A 19,341-nucleotide genomic window follows, 5' to 3' on the forward strand; every position below is an offset into this window, starting at 1 on the left:
GCCGGGACGCGCGATGCGTGTCCCGGCCGCTTCGTGTCCGCCGGAGTATCGTCGATCTCGACGAAGGGGGACGGGGGATTCGTGAACGCGGTGACTGCTGCGCGGTGGGCGGACTATGTCCGGACGAGCTGCTCGACGTGCAAACCCGGGCCGGATGGTACGTGGACCGGGGTGGGCTGGACGCTGATCGCCGTCGGGGCGGCTGTCTTGCTGCTCGGGGTGGGCATGCTGTGGTTCGAGGCGCGCTCGGGCACGGCCTCGGAACTGGAGCCGGAGGCGGAGCCAGGGCCGGAATCAGAGCCGGAATCAGAGCCGGAATCAGAGCCGGAGCCGGAGGCGAGTGAGCCGACGGCGGTCATGGACAAGGCTCAGCGAGAAGACCTCGAACGCCGGGCCGCGCAAGCCGTGCCGGACCAGCAGACGACGGAGTCCGAGGAGGCGACGGAGTCCGAGCAGACGACGAAGTCCGGGCAGTCGGCGGGCGGCCCGGTCGTCGGGCTGGGTGTCGGCGCGGCTCTGATCGGCGTGATCATCATGGCGTTCTCTGCCTCCCGGGTCGAGGACGACAAGAGCCAACTGCGGCTGGCGGCCGCCAACGTGCTCTCGACAGCCGTCGACGGCCCGGCCATCTGCCGGGCGACCGCGGTCGTCGAGTCCGAGGATCTGCCGTCGTCGGATACCCAGTTCCTGCCGAACGCAGCGGACTGCGGCGCCTCGCCACGGAAGTACGCACAACAGCAGAACTCGAGTCCAGCAGGCGTGTTCATCCCTGTCGAGTACGTCTTTTCGACGTCCTTCACCACGGACGGCGAGGTCACCGTCCACGACAAGCAGGACAACCGCTCGCTGTGCGTCACGGTGCCGGATACCGATGTCGCGGCCGCGACAGCGTCAGAGAACGAGACAGCGACAGCGACGAGCACCGACTCGGGCCCGATGCCGCTGTTCGACGACGTGACCGTCGACCCGGACCCGTACATCAAGGACGGCGCCTGCCCCGACGCGCCGGTGAGTTCTACGAACTCGCAGTGAGCAGGCCCTACCGCTTCTCCTTCTGCCGCAGCATCATCTCGAAGCCCGCGGCGCGGAGCCGTCCGCGCAGGTCCTCGGCGGTCGTCCCGATCGCTCCGGCCGCCGCCGACAGCCGCCAGTCGTGCGAGGCGAGCAGCTCCAGCAGGTAGCCGCGCCGGATCTGCGCCTCCGAGAGCCGGAACGTCTTCAGGTAGGCGATCGCGCCGGCCCGGTCGGTGATCGCCTCCCCGATGTGGTTCTCCTCGCCCGGCTTGAAGCGCGGCCGGAAACGGACCAGGTCGAACTCACCCATCTGGTACCCGCGCTCCGCGGTGTAGTCGTGGTCCAGGAGCGCGTTCGCCATTACACGGTCGTTGAACTCCGCCCACATCGCGCTCTGCGCTTCGGCGGCGGACCGCAACTGGGCCAGGCTTTCGATGCCGTCGTCGGCGATGTCGACCCGGAACTCCTGGACCGCGAGCATCATGAGCGCGTACTGATAGATCATCTCGCCGAAGTGGTCCAGCACCAGCGTCGGATGCAGTTCTCGGTAGTCCTCCGGGTGTGGCACCGCGAACGCCGCCGCCAGCGCGTCGGCCGCGTACAGCAGCACGCCGCACTGCCCCTCATGGATCTCGAAGACCTTCAGCGCGTCCCGAAGCCCCGCCACCGCTGTGCCTCGGTACGAGGCCTCCACACGCGGCGACAGGCCATGCCGCAGCACCCGGTCCGACCATTCGCGCCAGGCGATGTCCGGTCCGCCGAAGTGCAGGGTGAGGTAGCCCTCGATGGCGAAGTGCAGCGGCAGGAAGCGTGCCCGCTGCTTGCCCAGCTTCTGCGTCATCCGGCGGTGGACCGGCATTGGCATGCCGCGCACGCTCCCGCGCTCGTCCACGATTTGCGTTCCGTACGCCGCCGACTGGCTGCTGTCGCCGCTGTCCCGGTTCCAGTCGGCGACGAAGCCGTGCGGGATGTAGGAGTAGTACGAGACCTTCGAGGTGAGCTTCACCTCGCTCCAGCGCGGCTCCTCGGAGTATGCGATCCTGTGCAGCCGCAGGCCTTCGACCGGCTTGTCGCGCAGCAGCGGCACCAGACGGAGCGCTCCCCACGTCTGCGAAGGCCCGGCCCGCAGGCCGATGAGATCAATCCGCACCGAGGAACCTCCGTACCCGGCCGTCGAGATAGGCCATCAGCTCCGGCAGCCCGACCCGGCCCTGCGCGAACTGCGCCAGCTCGGCCAGCAGCACCAGGTCCTCCGCATTGCGGATGCCGACCGACGGCACCAGCGGGCTCAGGGCCCGCACATCCAGCCCTTCGGCGTCGAACACCGGGTTGACGTGCACGATGTCCACGCGCTGCTCCGGGTCCAGCCGGGTGCGCCACACCCGCAGCACCTCGCCGGCGAGCCCGGGAGGGCTGTTGTCCCAGCCGTCGGAGACCACCACGATCCGCTCCGGCGAGGTCTCCAACGCGTCGAGCAGACGCGTCCCGAGCGGTGTCGCGCCACTCGGATACGCCAGCAGCGGATCGTCCCGCCCGGACAGCCACAGCGGCGTGTACTGACCCGGCGCGGCCAGCGCCTCCAGCAGGAAGTGCGTCGCCAGCGCCACGGCGAGCGGCCGGCGCCGCTTCACCGGCGAGCCGAAGGACGAGAAGCTGTCGTCGAGCACCGCCGTGACGCGACCCCATGTTCCGGTCAGGTCCCCGGCCTCGGCGCGGGCCCACCTGCGCATGCCCGTCGTGAGCTCGGCACGCCGCGCGGCGCGCTCGTCCAGCGGCAAAGCCAGAATGCGGATCGCGAGCCGGGTCAGCCACGGTATCTGATCGGTCCCGCAGTACTTGGCGCTGCCTTCGAGAAGCGCGAGCGGGTCCACTGGTTCCCTGTCGGTGCGCAACTTCTCCAGAGGAGTCATCTGCTTGCCTATGCGCTCCAGGAAGACCTCACGCTTGATGCCGCGCTTAGCGGCGAAGCCCTCTGCGACCGTGTAGGGGAGCTTATAAAGAACGTTGCCGTCGTAGTGCGCCTGACGCCATGTCTCCAGGATCGGTGTCTTATAAGGCTTGCGCTGGAGCGGCCCGAACAAGAAGTCGCGCACTTCGTTGTCGCCGAGGTCTACGTGTGCGTGCTTCAGCCCGGCCTTGAAGCCGCTGCGGTACTTGACCGCGTGGTACGCCGGGTTGTCGAGGCCGGTGATCCAGTCCCGGATGATGGCGCGGGTCCGCCGATTGTTGACGCCGTCGCGCTGCAACGCCTTGAAGAGACGGAACACGCGCGGCGGGGGCAGCGTCAGCAGGGTCCGCGCTATAAGGCGTCCCTCTATAGCTTTCTGCTCTGCACTGATGTCCCGTACGTCGCCCAGCAGACCGCGTATAGCGAGCGCGGCGTTGTGGTCGTTGATGCCGAGCGCCAGTGTCGCGGCGTAGAGCTCGCGGTAATTGACGCGCATGTACTCGTGCAGGAAGTCCAGCGACATCGTCTGCTGTTCGGCGTCCTGCGAGAACTCCCGCTGCCCGGTGGAGGCGGTCGCCGCATTGACGAACAGCAGCACGTCTTCCGCCGCCACCACATCGCGCCCATACGCCTTGATGCCGGTCGGGGAAGGAAGGCGCGAGCTGCGAATCGTTGCTCCAAAGGCAGGTTCCGGAAGTCGCGTCGCAAGTCCCGCGACCGGCGCGCCTCACGATACGCGAAAGGCAGTGCGGGACGCGTCGGCATTTTCGGCCGTCCTGTGCAGAGCCCGGATATGGAGCAGCTCGCGGGTCAGTTCTCGACGACGACAGCCGCCGGCTCCCCGCCCAACCGCGCGTCCAGCAGCCGCCGCAGCGAGTTCAGCCGCGCCGCGCCCGCATGTCCCTCGGCGACCCACGCGTCCAGCGCGCACTCCGGCGCCAGCGAGTCGTGCTGGCAGCCGCGCGGGCAGTTCTCCGTGCCCGCGGCGAGGTCCGGGAAGTGGTCGATCAGCCGGTTGACGTCCACGTGCGCCAGCCCGAACGAGCGCACGCCGGGCGTGTCGATCACCCAGCCGCCGCCCTTGCCCGGCAGCTCCAACGCCAGCGCCGAGGACGACGTGTGCCGCCCGCGCCCGGTCACCGCGTTCACCCGGCCGGTCGCCCGGCCCGCGGTCGGCACCAGCTTGTTCACCATGGTCGACTTGCCCACGCCCGAGGAGCCGACCAGGACCGAGGTCCGCCCGGCCAACCGCGCGGTGAGGTCCTTGTATCCCGAGCCGTTGGCCGAGACCACTATCGGGATGTCCAGCGGCCGGTACATCTCCAGGACGGCGTCCTCTTCCCACGCTATGACCAGGTCGGCCTTGGTCAGGCAGAGCAGCGGCTTCATGCCGGCGTCGTAGGCGGCGACCAGACAGCGGTCGATCATCCGGGGCTGCGGGTCCGGGTCGGTGAAGGAGGCGACGATCACCAGCTGGTCGGCGTTGGCCACCAGCACCCGCTCCACCGGGTCGGTGTCGTCGGCGGTGCGGCGCAGCACGGTCTGCCGGTCCTCGACCCGCACTATCCGGGCCAGCGCGTCCGGCGACCCGGACAGGTCCCCGACCAGGCCCACCCGGTCGCCGACCACTATCCGCTGCCGGCCCAGCTCGCGCGCCGTCATCGCGATCACGGTCCGGGGCTTCTTCTTGTCCGGCACCAGGCAGGTGTAGCGGCCGCGGTCGACGGTGATCACCATGCCGGTCGCCGCGTCCTCGTGCGCCGGCCGGCTCTTGGTCCGGGGCCGGCTGCCCTTGGGGTTGGCCCGGACCCGCACATCACTCTCGTCGTAGCTGTCGAGCTTCCGGCCGCCGCCCGCCATCAGATGCGGGCCCCGGTCGGGGTCGGGGCCTGGTGATCGTCGGCGCCCAGCATCGCCGCCCACATCCCCGGGAAGTCCGGCAGCGTCTTGCCGGTGGTGGCGATGTCCTCCACCTCCACACCGGGCACGGCCAGGCCCAGCACCGCGCCGGCGGTGGCCAGGCGGTGGTCGTCGTAGGTGGCGAAGGCGCCGGCGTGCAGCTGCCGGGGCCGGATCAGCAGGCCGTCCGGCTCCTCGACGACGTCGCCGCCCAGGCCGTTGATCTCCCGGGCCAGCGCGGCCAGCCGGTCGGTCTCGTGCCCGCGCAGGTGCCCGATGCCGGTGAACCGGGACGGGGAGTCGGCCAGCGCGGCGATGGCGGCCAGGGTCGGCGTCAGCTCGCCGACGTCGCGCAGGTCGGCCTCCATGCCGTGTACGCCGGCTCCGCCGGAGACGGTCAGCCCCGCGGGGGTGAGTTCCACACGGGCACCCATCTCCCGCAACAGGTGCCGCAAAGCGTCCCCGGCCTGGGTGGTGGCGGCGGGCCAGTCGGCGACGGTCACCGTTCCGCCGGTCACCAGGGCCGCGGCCAGGAACGGGGCGGAGTTGGACAGGTCCGGCTCGATGTTCCACTCGCGGCCGCGCAGAACCGAAGGGGTGACGGCCCAGCGCCCCGGCTCGGAGGCGTCCACGGTGCCGCCGGCGGCCCGGACGAACTCCACGGTCATGTCGATGTGCGGCTGCGAGGGGATCGGTCCGCCGACGTGCCGTACCTCCACACCGTTCCGGTACCGGGAGCCGGCCAGCAGCAGCGCCGAGATGAACTGCGAGGAGGCGGTGGCGTCCAGCTCCACCAGCCCGCCGGGCACCTCGCCGACGCCCTCGACCAGGAAGGGGAAGGTGCCGCGGTCGCCGTCGTCGATGCGGACGCCGAGGTCGCGCATCGCCTGCAGCAGCGTGCCCATCGGGCGAGAGCGCGCGTAGGGGTCGCCGTCGAAGTAGACCGGGCCCGCGGCCAGCGCCGCGACCGGGGGCAGGAAGCGCATGACGGTGCCGGCCAGGCCGACGTCGACCTTCGCCGGCGTCCCGTCCGCGCCGCCGCGGAGCTGCGCCGGCGGGGTGACCCGCCACACCGGGGCGTCGAGCTTCTCACCGGCGTCCACCTCGACGCCCAGCGCCCGCAGCCCGCCGACCATCAGCACCGAGTCCCGGGCCCGCAGCCCGCCGGTGATCGTCGAGGGCGAGTCGGCCAGCGCGGCCAGCAGCAGCGCCCGGTTGGTCGCCGACTTCGAGCCCGGGACGCGGACGTCCGCCGTCACGGGGCGGCTTGCGGACGGCGCGGACCACAGGGTCTTCTCGGCGGAGGTCATGGGTCAAATCTAGTCGGTGCGGCCGATCACCGCTGGCGACGCCGTATGCCGGCTGGGTTCCTGTGGGCGACTCGTGGTTAGCTCGATGGCATGTGTGGACGCTACGTGCTCCGGACCGACCCCTCGCAGCTGGCCGACCAGCTCGGCATCGGGCAGTCGGAGGTGGCCGAGCAGCTCGCCCAGACCTTCGAACCGAACTACAACGTGGCACCGACCGATTCGGTCGTGGCCGCGATCGAGCGGCACCCGCGGGACGCCGGACCCGGCTCGGAGGCGGTGCGCAAGCTCAAGGAGGTCCGCTGGGGCCTGGTGCCGTCCTGGGCGAAGGACCGCAAGATCGGCCAGAAGATGTTCAACGCGCGCATCGAGACGATCACCGAGAAGGCGTCCTTCAAGCGCGCCTTCATGAAACGGCGCTGCATCATCCCGGCCGACGGCTACTACGAGTGGTACAAGCCGGCCGGCCCCAAGCCTGTGAAGCAGCCGTTCTTCATCCACGACGGCTCCGGCGACGCCCTGGCTTTCGCCGGGTTGTACGAACTCTGGCGCGATCCGGAGGTCGAGGACAAGGAGGACCCGGCGGCCTGGCTGTGGTCGGCCACGATCCTCACCACCGCCTCGGTCGGCGGTCTGCACCACATCCACGACCGGATGCCGGTCATCGTCCCGCGGACGCACTATGACGCCTGGCTGGACCCCGACTACGGCTCCGGCGAGGGTGACGCCGACGCCCTGCTCGGCCTCCTGGACGCCGGCCGCGACCCGCGCCTGGACACCTATCCGGTCTCGCCGGCGGTGAACTCGGTGCGGAACAACGGGCCGGAACTGGTGGTGCCATTGGAGGCCGAGTAAGGCCGGGCGGGACGCGCCGGAGGAGATTCCGCAGGCCGGGGCCGTCCAGGCGTTGAGGTAGGGTTCTGTCTCGGTGTGACAGGGGGTTGGCATGCCTTAGGATCGGCGGGTCTTCATCCAGCCTCTGCCTCAATAGGCTCACTCTCCGGGGGGACCGTGAGTACGCCCACCATGTCTCGCGGCGCGCGCGCCATGGCCGCGAAGCGCGACGAACGCCGCGCGTTGGCCGACGCGCACCTGCACCTCGACGACGTCGAGAAGTGGTTCATCAAACGCGGACTGCCGCACTTCATCGAGAACTACAAGGCGACCGAGGACGTCTTCAACCGCGCGCTGCCGCTGTTCGTCGTCCTGGTCGTCTTCCAGATGGGCCTTGAGCTCACGAGCAAGAGCGTGACCTGGAAGGACCGGCTGATCGGCGGGGCCCTCGGGCTGGCCGCGGTCGCGGTCGTGATCCTGGTCGCCAACCTGGTCCGGCAGCCGCAGCGCTGGTACCGCTGGCCGCGCAAGATCGGTCCGGTGGAGATCACGCTGCTGGTGCTGCTCGGGCCGGTGGTCGGCAAGCTGTCGGGGGCGCGCTGGAGCGCGGTGCTGGCCGACTTCTTCGCCAACATAGGCGTACTGGCCCTGGTGTACCTGCTGACCGCCTACGCGATCCTGCCGGTGCTCAAATGGGCGCTGCGGCACTCGTTCGAGGAACTGGGGAACCTGGGGAACCTGGCGAGCAAGGCGCTGCCGATGCTCGCGCTGTTCGGGACGTTCCTGTTCCTGAACGTGGACATGTGGCACATCGCCTCGTCCTTCGACAACCGCAGCCAGCTCTGGTACACGACGTTGTTCTTCGCCGCGATCACCTTCCTGTTCCTGATGGTGCGGCTGCCCGGCGAGGTCAAGAACCTGCAGGGCGACTACTACCTGGAGGCCGTGATCGCGGCCGCCGCCGACACGCCGCTGCACGAGCACGTCGGCGACCTCGACGACGAGCTGCCGCAGCTGCGGACCAACCGGCGGCAGCGGGTCAACATGCTGTTCGTGCTGGCCTTCACGCAGGTGATCCAGATCCTGCTGCTGTCGGTGGTGGTGTTCGTCTACTTCGTGTCGCTGGGCAAGCTGGCGGTGACCGACGGACAGGTCGCGGACTGGCTGCGGACGCCGGAGTGCCCGAAACTCCCATTTAGGCCGGCGCACAACCCTGAGGCGTACATGCAGGCGTGCGGGTTCGCCAACGAGGAGCAGGCGAAGGCCTGGATGAAGATCATCGATCCGGGCACGCTGTTCGGCTTCCAGGCGCGAGTCCCAGGCACCAACCTGGCCTTCTCCGAACCGCTGCTGCGCACCGCGATCCTGCTGACCACCTTCTCCGCGTTCTTCTTCGCGGTCTCCGCGGTCACCGACGAGGCCTACCGCAAGGACTTCTTCGAGTCGATCACCGGCCGGATCGCCAAGTGCCTCACGGTCCGCTGCGGCTACGTGAACCTCTACGAGAAGGCCGGCCGCCGTGCATTGGGGGAGAGCGGGATCGACCCGAAGGCGCTCGACGAGGACCACCGGCGCACGGTCCAGGTCCCGTCGATGGTGGCCGACCCCAACAACCGGACCCAGCAGCTCAGCTCGTACCAACCGAGCGGCGGCTATCTGGCGCTGACCGATCCGGAGCCGGAGAACCCGTTCAAGCGGTCCTCGCCGGACAAACGGTCGTCGCCGGACAAGGACTGAGTCCACAGGGCTGAGCCCTCACCGGATTCTCGCTACTCACGACGAAGCCCGGCCCCGCATCGCTTGCGGGGCCGGGCTTTCGTGCAGTCGCTTCAATGTTTCACGGGAATCAGGGAATCAGGCCGAATCAGGCCACTGTCAGGAACCGGTCGAGCACCTTGCTCCCGAACTCCAGCGCGTCCAGCGGCACCCGCTCGTCCACGCCGTGGAACATCGCCGCGAAGTCCAGGCTCGGGTCCAGCTTCAGCGGCACGAAGCCGTAGCCGCGGATCAGGCCCCGGCCCATGTCCATCACGCCGAACGTCTTGTTGTCGGTGCCGGCCGACAGGCAATAGGGGACTATGCGCGCCGCCGGGTCCTCGGCCTGCAGCGAGGCCATCATCTTCTCCACCAGCGGCACCTCGAACGGCGCCTCCAGCGCGATGTCGTAGTGCGTGAACTCGCGGGTGACGTCCGGACCGAGCAGCTTGTCGATCTCGGTGAAATACTCCTGCTCCAGGCCTGGCAGGAAGCGTCCGTCGATCTCGGCGAAGGCCCGCTCCGGGATCACGTTCACCTTGTACCCGGCCTCCAGCTTCGTCGGGTTCGCGGTGTGCTGGAGGGTGGCGCCGATGAACCGGGCCAGCGGGCCGATCTTGGCCACCGCGGCCCGTGCCGAGGCCGGGTCCTTCGGGTCGAAGTCGACCCCGAGCGCCTCGGTGACCTCGGCGAGGAAGGTGGTGACGGTCGGCGTAAGGGTCACCGGCCAGTCGTGGCGGCCGATCCGTGCGACCGCCTCGGCCAGCGCCGTGACCGCGTTGTCGTCGTTGATCATCGAGCCGTGGCCGGCCTGGCCGCGGGCCTGCAGGCGCATCCACGCCAGACCCTTCTGCGCGGTCTCGATGAGGTAGAAGCGCAGGTCCGGCGAGACCTCGTAGGAGTAGCCGCCGACCTCGCTGACCGCCTCGGAGACGCCGTCGAACAGGTCCGGGTGCTGCTTGGCCAGGAACTTGGCGCCGTAGTTGCCGCCGGCCTCCTCGTCGGCCAGGAAGGCCAGCACCACGTCGCGGCGCGGCTTGCGGCCCTCGCGGAGCATGCGGCGCGTGACGGCGAGCATCATCGCGTCCATGTCCTTCATGTCGACCGCGCCCCGGCCCCACACCATGCCGTCGCGCACCTCGGCGGCGAACGGGTCGAAGGTCCAGTCGGCGGGGTCGGCCGGCACCACGTCCAGGTGTCCGTGCAGCAGCAGCGCGTCGGCGCTCGGGTCCGAGCCCTCGAACCGGGCCACCACGCTGGCCCGGCCCGGCTCGGACTCGAAGATCTGGGGCTCCAGCCCGGCCTCGGCGAGCTTCTCGGCGACGTACTCGGCCGCCGGCCGTTCGGGCTTGACCGGGTTCGACGTGTCGATCCGGATGAGGTCGCGCAGGAAGCCGACGACCTCGCCGTAGGGGACTTCTTCGGGGTCCGGGGTGCTCGTCATGCCCCAACCCTACGCTGCCCGATCTGTGCCGGGACGGTGCTCAGGCGGGTGCCTCGGGCGATCCGAGCCTCAGCGCAGCGGCTCGCCGAGGAAGGCCTCTTCCCACTTCGTCGGCGCGAACTCGCAATAGCGCGTGGTCCGCTTTCGGGAACGCCACAGCACCATCGGATCGGGCAGGTCGGCCAACGCGGCGGTGTCCTTGTCGGGCAGCGCCAGCACATGCCGCGCCATCGCCGCCTCCTCGCGCGGCAACCGCTGCAGGCCCACCAGATCCGCATCGCGGAGATAGCCGGCGGTGCGCGGATCGAAGTAGGGGAGCAGGGTCACGATCGAAGTCCAGGGCCCGCGGGGCACCTCCGCGTAGGGCGGCCGCGCACCGCAGTCCCGCAGCACGAGCAGCGGCGTGGCCATGCTCGGCGCGGGCCAGCCGGGGTGGCCGACGGGACGGCCGACCGGTTGGACGATCAGGCGCGCCGCGTCCAGGCCGGAGTGCAGCAGGACTGAGTCCCACTCGCCCTGGCGTGCGGTTTCGATGATCACCCGGGCGCCTACCGCGGCACAGCGCAGAGCCAGTATCTGGGCGAGGTGCAGACTGCCGATGATCGCGGTACTCAGGGTCGTGCGGTGGAACAAGCCGAGCGTCACCGGGCGATGGGCCGGGTCCATGCCGATCAGCACGCCTCCGGGGGCTGCCCGTGTGCTGCTGTCGGTGCTGTGCGTGCTGCCTTTGCTGCCTGAACTGCCCGCGCTGCCTTTGCTGCCTGTACTGCCTCTACTGCCTGCGCTGTTTGTATCTCTATGCGTATCGGGGCAGGCGCGGGTCTCGGCCAGGTCGTTGCCGGAACCGGGCCGGCAATCACCGTCTGTATGCGTCGTGTAGTCAGTGTCGGCGAGGGTGATCGTGCGATAGCCGGCGAGCGCGAGCTTCGCCGACGCGGCCCGCGTGGCCTTGTCGAGCGTCCGGTGCGCTCCCGTGATGCCGCCGCCGCGCGCCAGGATCGGGCCGGCGGCGCGGGCGGCCAGGGTCTGGCGGCGGCTGCCGGGCAGTTCCAGGCGGAACGCCAGCCAGGTCAGGCGGACGGCCGGAACCGGCTCGGTGCCGAGGCGGCGGGCGACGTCCTGGTTGAGGCTCTGGTACGAGGCGCCGGCCTGGGAGCGTTCCGGCAGCCCGGCGCCGGTCGGCTGGACGTGCTGGACCAGCCGCACGTCTGCCAGCCCGAGCAGCGGATCCTCGCGCAGGCCGGCCAGGATCCGCGGCGGGATCGGCGCCGGAGGGTCGGCCGAGGGCAGGACGGCGTCCACCGGCTCGATCTCCAGGACGGCGCTGACATGATCGGGAATCGGCGGCCTGGACCGCTTCAAGCTGTTCGAGTTCAAGCTCTTCGAGTTCTTGTTCCAGTTCTCATTCCAGCCTTTATGTGACTTTTGATCATCCAGCTCTACGATGTCCGCGCCGCCGAGTCTCAACGCCACCGACGGCGTGTCGGCTGCCGCCGTTTCCAGCTGTTTGCGGCGGGTTCGCAGGCGCCAGGCCGCGGCCACACCACTCGCGGCGGTGACTTGGCCCGCCAGCACCAGACCCATGCCAGCGAAGGTCCGCATGAGGACGTATCGTACGGGGAATGGCGACGCGAAAGGAGCAGCTGACCGCGGCGGAATTCTCGCGGCGCCGGGTCATCGGAGCACTGCTGCGGCCGGGTGCGGACGGCGTCGGCGAAGGGGCGCCGCGTCCGTTCCGGGCGACGTTCGTGGCCGCGATCGTGGTCGTGGTCGCCCTCGGGACGGCCGGCGTGATCGGCTACCTCCATCCGCGATCCAAGGACGCGTGGCAGAAGGACCTGATCGCCGACGGCTCGGGCACGCAGTACGTGATGCTCGACGGACGTCTGCACCCGGTCCTGAACTCGACGTCGGCGCAGCTGATGCTCGGCCCGACCCCGAAGCTGGCGCAGCCGAAGCCCGCGCAGCTGGCACCGTTTCTGCAGCATGTCGGTCCGGCCGTGGGCCTGGCGCGGGTCCCGGGCTCGCTGCCGGCCGCCGGCGACCTGGACCTGAAGGACTGGTCGGCCTGTGTGACCCCGACCGGCAAGACAGCGGTCGAGATCGGCTTCACGGTCGGCGGCCCCGCCGACCCGGGCGTGTTGTCGGGCCCTGACGCCCTCCTGGTCCAGGACGAATCCGGCCAGCAGTGGGTGGTCGAGGACGGTCTGAAGTACCGAGTCGGCGACCGGGCCTCGGTCGCGGCGGCCTTCGGCACCGGCGCGGTGAGGCCGCGCCACGTCCCGGAGGCATGGCTGGGCGGCCTGTCGGCGGGCGACGTCCTGGGCGTGCCGACCATCTCCGGCCACTACGGCGGCCCGGACCCGCGCCCGGCCCCCGACGGCTTCAACCGCATCGGCATGTTCGGCCGCACCCTCGGCCCCGACGGTGCGGTCGTGGAGTACTACCTCGTGACCGGTGACGGCATCGCGGCCGTGACACCGACGATGTACGACCTCTACCGGCGCGATCCCCGTCTGGGCGAGTTCAGGTTCACCGAGACCACCCTGCCGCCCGGCACGGTGACCCCGGACATGCTGGTGACGACGGCGGCCTCGCAGACGCTGTCGTGGCCGGCCCTCCCACCGCACTTCTCAGCGGCTTCGCAGAGCGCTGAGGGCGGCGCGGCTGTCCTGTGCGCGACCTTCTCCGGCGTCTTCGACCAGCAGGGACGCGCGCACGTGGAGGTGGCGGTGCGTTCCTCGCTGCCACAGTCCCTGGCGGCGGTCGGCACGGTCGTGGTGGTGCACGCCGGGCACGGGACGATCGTGCGCGAGTCCGGCAGCGACCCCGCGACGGCCCCCGACTACCTGGTGACCGACACCGGTCTGCGCTATCAGCTGGTAGGCGCGGCGGCGATGCGGTTGGGGTACGACGGGATCGCTTCGTGCGAGGTGCCGGCGCCGTGGCTGCGGTTGGTGCCGCTGGGGCCGGCGTTGGATCCGGCGAAGGCGGGTCAGCCTGCTGATGGCAGTGCCGGCGACTATGGTGGCCCTTCCGGTACTGCCGGTTCCACCAATAGCGCTGGTTTCTCCGGTGCTGCTGGTTCCTCCGATACTGCGGGTTCCGGCAGCCTCGGCTTGTGATTCTTTCTTCTGCTGATCCTCCCCACCTACCCGTCGGTTGTTGAACCCTGGTACACCGCGTCCCACTGCGGCTCCGGTACCAAAGCCGTCTGCACCAGCACCGTCCCGCCCCGCCGCCGCACCAACTGCCCCCGCCCCACCGGCTGTCGACTCGGCCGCGCCCCGCCGACCAGCGGTCCCTCTTCCCGGTCGCCGGAGAGCAGCAACCCGGCGGTATTCAGATCCCGGAGCTTCTGCAACACCGGGTCGAACATCGCCCGCCCGGCCCCGCCACTGTTCCGCGCGATCACCACGTGCAGCCCCACATCCCGCGCGTACGGCAGCAGCTCCACCAGCGGTCCCAGCGGATTCGTGGTCGGCGACGCCACCAAGTCGTAGTCGTCGACGAATACGTACACGTCCTTCCCGGTCCGCCAACTCCGCGTCCGCAACTGCTCCGCGGTCACGTCCGGTCCCGGCAACCGGTCCCGCAACGCTTCGGCCAGCTGCGACATCATCGACAGCGCCGCCGGCCCGGCGACCGCGTACCCGGCGCTGAACTCCTCCGGCACCACGCCCATCAGGCTCCTGCGGTAGTCGATCACCATGAACCGGGCTTCGAGCCGTCCGGCCGTGACCTCCTCGACCAGGCCCGTCGCCACCATCCGCAGGAAGTTCGACTTGCCGGCCTCGCCTTCTCCGAACACCACGAAATGCGGCTCGGCCTCGAAGTCCAGCGCCACCGGCAGCAATCGGGCCTCATCGATCCCGATCACCACGCCTGCGTTGGTCCGGCCTCCCGTGTCTGCTCGTCCGTGCGCGACCACCTCGTCATAGGCAACCTGCGACGGCAGCATCCGCACCGGCGGCGCCACCGGCCCTCGCCACGCTTTCGCGATCGCCGCGGCCAATTCCTCCGGTGGTACGGCCGTCACCGCGCCGAGCGTGTGCAGCTTCTGCCGTGTCACGCCTCGGCCCGGCACTCCCTGCGGCACCTCCGCCGCCGCCCGCCGATCCATCTCCGACTCCATCGGATCACCGAGCCGTAGCTCCAGCCGTGTCCCGACGGCGTCCTTCAACGGGGCCCGCACATCGGCCCACCGCCCGGTCGATGCCAACAGATGCACGCCGAACGCCAGCCCGCGCCGTGCGATGTCCACGACGTCCTGCTCCAGCGCCTCGAACTCGGCCCGGAACGCCGACCACCCGTCGATGACCAAGAACACCTGCCCTTGGTCCGCCTCGGCCTGCGTCCCGCCCGCGGCTTCGCGCCGGTCGAGCACCCCGACCGCCTCCGCGACGATCCGTCGCACCAGGTCGGGATTCGCCCGGCCGGCGACCGCCGAGACATGCGGCACCTCGGCGAGCGGCGCGAGCGCCCCGCCGCCGACGTCCACCACCAGGAAGCGCGCCTGCGCCGGGGTGTGCGTCACCGCGAGTGCGAACACCAGCGTCCGCAGCGTCGTCGACTTCCCGGACCGGGGCCCGCCGGCCACCAGCACGTGACCGCCGGCCCCGGACAGGTCCAGCACCTGCGGATCCTGACGCTGCAGCGCCGGCCGGTCGACGATGCCCACCGGCACCCGCAGCTGACCCGTCCCGTACCAGCGCGTCGCCGACAGTCCGCGCTCGGTGGTGACCTCGATCCCGGGCAGCAACGCCTCGAGCGTCGGTGGCTCGGCCAGCGGCGGCAGCCAGACCCGGTGCGCCGCCGGGCCGAAGCCGGTCAGCCGGTCCACGATCACGTCCAGCACCGTCGCGGACGTCTTCTGGTACCCCATGGCCGCGTCCAGCGCGGTGACCGAGGCCGGGTCGCTCGGATCCGGCTCGGCCGACCCGGCCCGCAGCGCCACGACCGGCGCCTGGTGCAGCGCGGTGAACCAGACCGGCTTCCGGTGGAGCGCGCTGCGCGCCGCCGGTGCCGCGGTCTCCTTGGCCTTTCCATACGGCCCGGACACATACGCGGCCTTGAACCGGACCATCGACTCGTTGTCGAACTTCAGGTATCCGGACCCCGGCACGCTCGGCAGGTTGTGGGCGTCGGAGACACCGAGCACGGCCCGTGACTCCGCGGCCGAGAACGTCTTCAATCCCAGCCGGTAGGACAAGAACGTGTCCAGCCCACGCAGCCGTCCTTCCTCCAAGCGCTGCGAGGCCAACAAGAGATGCACACCGAGGGATCGCCCGATCCGGCCGATCTGCAGGAACATCTCGATGAACTCCGGCCGTGCGGTGAGCAGCTCGGAGAACTCGTCGACGACCACCAGCAACGACGGCAGCGGCACCAGATCGGCGGCGCGGACCCGGTCGTAGTCGTGCACGTTCTTCACGTTCCCGGCACGCTTCAGCAACTCCTGGCGTCTGTTCAGCTCGCCGGTCAGCGCGTCGCGCATCCGGTCCACCAGCGTCAGGTCGTCCGCGAGGTTGGTGATCACCGCGGCCACATGCGGCAGGGTCGCCAGCCCGGCGAACGTCGCACCGCCCTTGAAGTCGGCCAGGATGAAGTTCACCTGCTCGCTGGAATGCGTCAGGGCCAGAGCCGACACCAGACTGCGCAGCAGCTCGGATTTCCCCGAACCGGTGGCGCCGACACACAAGCCGTGCGGGCCCATACCGCCGAGCGCGGCCTCCTTCAGGTCCAGCACGACAGGCTGACCGTCCTCGCCGACGCCGATCGGCGCGCGCAACCGGTCGTGCGGCGAGGCCGAGCCACGCTGCCACAAGCTCGGCGCATAGATCTCGGCGGCATCCTCGATCCCGAGCAGGTCGGTGAACTCCAGCGCCGACAACAGCGGCTCGTCCCCGCCTCCCGCCGACAGCCGCAACGGAGCCAACTGGCGGGCCAGAGCCTCGGCCTGCCCCAGGGTCAGCGTGTCGACCCGGATCGGGAAGGCACGCTCGTCGGAGCCGGCCCGGCCGTCCGGCAGTTCCACCGCCGCGGTGCCGTCGAGGGTGATGTGCAGCGCCATCTGGTTCCGCTTCGGGCGCGCGGCACCCGCCCCGCCGATCTCGACGATCGTCACTCCGAGCAGACCGCTGTCGGAGATCAGTTGAGTGGACGACGCGGCTGATCCCGTCGACGAGGACAAAGCGGAGGCAGAGACATACGAGTCCGACAACGGCGCCAAGGCGGTGTCGAACAGGACGATCACGTGCGGCCGGTCGAGCAGCGAGACGATCCCCGTGAACCGCGGCCGTTCGGCCAGCAGCTGCTCCAGGCCCGCCTCGGCGTCCGTCCGGTCGTCGTAGATCATGCGCTGCGGACCGGCGGCATCCTGCGCGCTCGGGTGCTGGACGTGCGGCAGCCACTTGAGCCAGTCCCAGCGCTGGACCCGGTCGCTGTCCGCGATCACGCAGATCTTGAGGTCGTCGGGGGAGTGGAACGTCACCAGCTGCGCCAGCAGCGCGCACACCGCCGACGGCCCCGGTCCGCCGCTCACGACCAGGCGCGCGATCGAGCGCAGCGGGATCGAGACCGGCTGGTCCGGCACCGTGCCGTGGACGGCGAGCAGCCGGCGTAAGGCGTCCGCGCACATCGGCTCCAGCTCCTGCATCGGAGCCGTCTCCGGCGGCACGAGTTCCGTCGCCAGGCGCGCTGCGCCGCGCCCGATCCGCACGGTCAGGAAGTCGGGATCGGACTGCCGCCGCTCCCACAGGCGCTCGCGAAGGGCGACCAGGCTCCACAACCGGTCCGGATCCGGATGGGCGTAGCTCGCCGCCGTCTTCTGGGCACGCGTCGCCGCCGTCACCTCCGAGCGGATGTTCGCGAGATGCCGCAGATAGTCGCGCCGGGCGTCGACGAGCCGGCTCGTGCCCCCGGCACGCTGCCGGACCGCCGTGACCGCCCCGAACACCAGGCTGGAGGCGAAGGTCACGCCGCCCACGATCATCATCAGGGCATTGGCACCCGGCATGAAGAAGAACACCACGGATCCCAGCCCGGCCACCATCGGCAGCAGGTTCAGGGCCCAGTGCCCCTCCCCGCCCCCGCGCGGCACCTCCGGCGGCGGCTGGAGGACCACGGTGCCGCTGGGCATTTCCGGCGACGGGCGACGCGGTCCGCGGGTGACAGAGGTCGTACTCACTGGTGAAGGGTATTCGGAGTGACCGGCTGGCTACCATAACGGCATGACTGCAGGTTCCGGGGTCGCCGGGCGGCCCGTCGCGGTCGGCGGCCACTGCCGGGTCACCGTCATCGCGCCCACCCGCCGCGTCGATGTGGCGCTTCCGGAGGACGTGCCACTGGCCGAACTCCTCCCGGAACTCCTGCGGCTGGTCGGCGACCCGCTCCCGACCTCCGCCGCCCTCGCTGCCGCACTGACCGGCTACGTCCTCACCGGCGCTGACGGCGAGCCGCTGGACACCGCGGCGTCGCTGACCGAGCAGGGCGTGCTCCACGGCGGCGTACTCCGCCTGCGCCCGGCCGACGACCTCCCCGAGGTCGCGGTCCACGACGACATCGCGGACGTGGTCGCCCAAGCGGTCATCGCCGGCGGTTCGCAGTGGACGACGGCCGCTTTGCGCGCCACGGCCTTGGCCGTGGTCGTCGTCGCCTCGGCGCTCGGCGCGGGCGTGCTCTGGTTCTCCAACACCGGGACGTTCCACGGCTGGAAGGGCATGGTCGCGGGCGCGATCACGGTGCTGCTGTTCGGCGTCGCGATCCGGCGCGCGCGGTACGACCGGTCTGCTGTCGGGCGCGGAAGCTACTACGGGTACGGAGACGGTGCGGGCCCGGGCGCTCCGTCCGGCCCTCCGGATCGTGACCGTCCCGAGCGCAGACACGATCGAGTGAATCAGCCCCCGGCGCGAGGCGAAGGACCGGACGGCTACTACGGCGAGCCCACCGCTGACTACGGCTACTCGTCCGGTGATCCGGACGACGGCTCCGCCAACACGACGATGACCTTCGACCTCGCGTCCTTCGCCTCCGAAGATCCCGACTCCCGGCCCACCGCGACCCACTTTCTCGGCAGCGCCACGGCGACCCGGGCTGCGAAGAGCGTCCGCGACGGCGGCCTCGGCAGCCTCGCGGCCTGGCCCACCGTCGCCGAGGCGATGGCCTGGGCGACCGGCGCGCACCATCAGCGTGACTACACGGCGGCAGCCGTACTCGCGGCGTCGTCGCTCCCTTATGCCTTCATCGCCGGCACCGGTCTGCTGCCCGCCGACGCCGCAGCCGGACACGGCCTCGGCCGCGCCCACTTCCTGGCCGGCGCCGCCACCGTCCTGGTCATGGCCCTGGCCGCGATCATCGGCCTCGGCCGCCGGATCGCGGTGCCGGTGGCAGGCGCGACCGTGGGGCTGGTCGCCACCTGTGCTGGTATCGGCCTGCTGGTGACCAAGGCCAGCCCGGCCTCCGGCATCGCCGTCGTCGCCGCGGTCTGCGCGCTGGTCATCGAACTGCTGCCGTTCGCCGCGATGGCCGCCGCCCGCTTCGTCATCGAACCCCCGACCAGCGGCGTGGAACCCGGCGACTTCGAAGGCTCCCCGGTCAACAACTACGTGGTCGGCCTGCGCGTGGCCCGCACCCTGGAGGTCCTGACCGGGCTGACGGCGGGCGTCGGCACGCTGCTGGTGCTCTCGGTCGCCCTCCTCGTCACCCCGATCGACGCCATGCAGACCGCATCGGACGCCTCCCACACGGTGTGGGGCCAGGCGCTCGCGCTCCTCGTCTCGGGCGTGACCCTGTGCCGCGCGCGCCTGTTCCGCGAACGCGCCCAGGTCCTGGCCCTCGCCCTCAGCGGTCTGGCCGGCCTGGTGATCGCCTTCATCGCCATGGCCGCCAACGCGGTCCCCGACCTGCGCGCGATGTGGCTGGCCCCGTTCCTGGTCGTGATCGCCCTGCTGGCCCTCGGCCTGGCCTCGATCCGCCCCCGCCGCGGCACCTCCGAGCCGATCATGCCGCCCCGCTGGGCCCGCGCCGTCGACCTGCTCGAGGGCGTGATCTTCCTCGCCGTGCTCCCGGTGCTGATGGCCGTGCTTGGCGTATACGGCCAGGTGCGCAATCTGAAGGGCTGACCTCCGCAGCCGCCGAAC

The 19,341-nt window shown here is 70.6% G+C and carries 12 protein-coding genes; 5 read left to right on the forward strand and 7 right to left on the reverse strand.

The genetic code is table 11. The features are described from left to right. Positions 1 to 171: 171 nt before the first annotated feature. Positions 172 to 1,032, forward strand: a complete 861-nt coding sequence (locus ABIA35_RS09265; protein WP_370357586.1) for a hypothetical protein — start codon at positions 172 to 174, stop codon at positions 1,030 to 1,032. A gap of 7 nt (positions 1,033 to 1,039) precedes the next feature. Here ABIA35_RS09265 and ABIA35_RS09270 read toward each other — a convergent pair whose 3' ends face one another. From ABIA35_RS09270 to aroA, 4 genes are all read right to left on the reverse strand, one after another. Further along, positions 1,040 to 2,164, reverse strand: a complete 1,125-nt coding sequence (locus ABIA35_RS09270) for a hypothetical protein (RefSeq protein WP_370337959.1) — start codon at positions 2,162 to 2,164, stop codon at positions 1,040 to 1,042. Beyond that, complete coding sequence (locus ABIA35_RS09275) at positions 2,154 to 3,578, reverse strand: hypothetical protein (RefSeq protein ID WP_370337961.1); 1,425 nt, start codon at positions 3,576 to 3,578, stop codon at positions 2,154 to 2,156. Before ABIA35_RS09275 ends, ABIA35_RS09270 begins: the two co-directional genes overlap by 11 nt. A gap of 194 nt (positions 3,579 to 3,772) precedes the next feature. Further along, on the reverse strand, positions 3,773 to 4,822 hold the full coding sequence (rsgA, locus tag ABIA35_RS09280) for a ribosome small subunit-dependent GTPase A (RefSeq protein WP_370337963.1): 1,050 nt from the start codon (positions 4,820 to 4,822) through the stop codon (positions 3,773 to 3,775). Continuing rightward, positions 4,822 to 6,171 carry a 3-phosphoshikimate 1-carboxyvinyltransferase gene (gene aroA, locus ABIA35_RS09285; protein WP_370337965.1) on the reverse strand — a complete coding sequence of 450 codons (1,350 nt, stop codon included), beginning with the start codon at positions 6,169 to 6,171 and terminating at the stop codon, positions 4,822 to 4,824. Before aroA ends, rsgA begins: the two co-directional genes overlap by 1 nt. A gap of 90 nt (positions 6,172 to 6,261) precedes the next feature. On the opposite strand from aroA, the gene ABIA35_RS09290 reads away from it, so the two are divergent. Together ABIA35_RS09290 and ABIA35_RS09295 are read left to right on the forward strand one after the other, a co-directional pair. Further along, a complete protein-coding gene (locus ABIA35_RS09290) occupies positions 6,262 to 7,023 on the forward strand; it encodes an SOS response-associated peptidase (protein WP_370337967.1) in 762 nt (253 codons plus the stop codon). A gap of 156 nt (positions 7,024 to 7,179) precedes the next feature. Beyond that, positions 7,180 to 8,739: a hypothetical protein gene (locus ABIA35_RS09295; protein WP_370337969.1), complete on the forward strand. Its 1,560-nt coding sequence runs from the start codon at positions 7,180 to 7,182 to the stop codon at positions 8,737 to 8,739. 127 nt (positions 8,740 to 8,866) lie between these two features. Here ABIA35_RS09295 and ABIA35_RS09300 read toward each other — a convergent pair whose 3' ends face one another. Together ABIA35_RS09300 and ABIA35_RS09305 are read right to left on the reverse strand one after the other, a co-directional pair. Then, positions 8,867 to 10,201 (reverse strand): M20/M25/M40 family metallo-hydrolase, encoded by a 1,335-nt coding sequence (locus ABIA35_RS09300; RefSeq protein WP_370337971.1) that lies wholly within the window; start codon positions 10,199 to 10,201, stop codon positions 8,867 to 8,869. A gap of 69 nt (positions 10,202 to 10,270) precedes the next feature. Next, positions 10,271 to 11,803 carry a hypothetical protein gene (locus ABIA35_RS09305; protein ID WP_370337973.1) on the reverse strand — a complete coding sequence of 511 codons (1,533 nt, stop codon included), beginning with the start codon at positions 11,801 to 11,803 and terminating at the stop codon, positions 10,271 to 10,273. Positions 11,804 to 11,823: 20 nt separating this feature from the next. Here ABIA35_RS09305 and eccB point away from each other — a divergent pair, with 20 nt between their 5' ends. After that, the gene (gene eccB / locus ABIA35_RS09310; RefSeq protein WP_370337975.1) at positions 11,824 to 13,326 is read left to right on the forward strand and encodes a type VII secretion protein EccB; all 1,503 of its coding nucleotides are present in this window, start codon (positions 11,824 to 11,826) and stop codon (positions 13,324 to 13,326) included. A gap of 26 nt (positions 13,327 to 13,352) precedes the next feature. Here eccB and eccCa read toward each other — a convergent pair whose 3' ends face one another. Beyond that, the gene (gene eccCa, locus ABIA35_RS09315) at positions 13,353 to 17,390 is read right to left on the reverse strand and encodes a type VII secretion protein EccCa (RefSeq protein ID WP_370337977.1); all 4,038 of its coding nucleotides are present in this window, start codon (positions 17,388 to 17,390) and stop codon (positions 13,353 to 13,355) included. A 43-nt stretch (positions 17,391 to 17,433) separates the two neighbouring features. Here eccCa and ABIA35_RS09320 point away from each other — a divergent pair, with 43 nt between their 5' ends. Beyond that, positions 17,434 to 19,323, forward strand: coding sequence for an EsaB/YukD family protein (locus ABIA35_RS09320; protein WP_370337979.1), 1,890 nt, complete (start codon positions 17,434 to 17,436; stop codon positions 19,321 to 19,323). Positions 19,324 to 19,341: the final 18 nt, after the last annotated feature.

Origin of the sequence: Catenulispora sp. MAP12-49, assembly GCF_041262705.1 — a bacterium.
Lineage (GTDB): Bacteria > Actinomycetota > Actinomycetes > Streptomycetales > Catenulisporaceae > Catenulispora.

Coding starts and splice junctions, on each gene's coding strand:
- rsgA (WP_370337963.1), bottom strand. CDS start 4,822: ATGGCGGGCGGCGGCCGGAAGCTCGACAGCTACGACGAGAGTGATGTG.
- aroA (WP_370337965.1), bottom strand. CDS start 6,171: ATGACCTCCGCCGAGAAGACCCTGTGGTCCGCGCCGTCCGCAAGCCGC.
- ABIA35_RS09290 (WP_370337967.1), top strand. CDS start 6,262: ATGTGTGGACGCTACGTGCTCCGGACCGACCCCTCGCAGCTGGCCGAC.
- ABIA35_RS09300 (WP_370337971.1), bottom strand. CDS start 10,201: ATGACGAGCACCCCGGACCCCGAAGAAGTCCCCTACGGCGAGGTCGTC.
- ABIA35_RS09305 (WP_370337973.1), bottom strand. CDS start 11,803: ATGCGGACCTTCGCTGGCATGGGTCTGGTGCTGGCGGGCCAAGTCACC.
- eccB (WP_370337975.1), top strand. CDS start 11,824: ATGGCGACGCGAAAGGAGCAGCTGACCGCGGCGGAATTCTCGCGGCGC.
- ABIA35_RS09320 (WP_370337979.1), top strand. CDS start 17,434: ATGACTGCAGGTTCCGGGGTCGCCGGGCGGCCCGTCGCGGTCGGCGGC.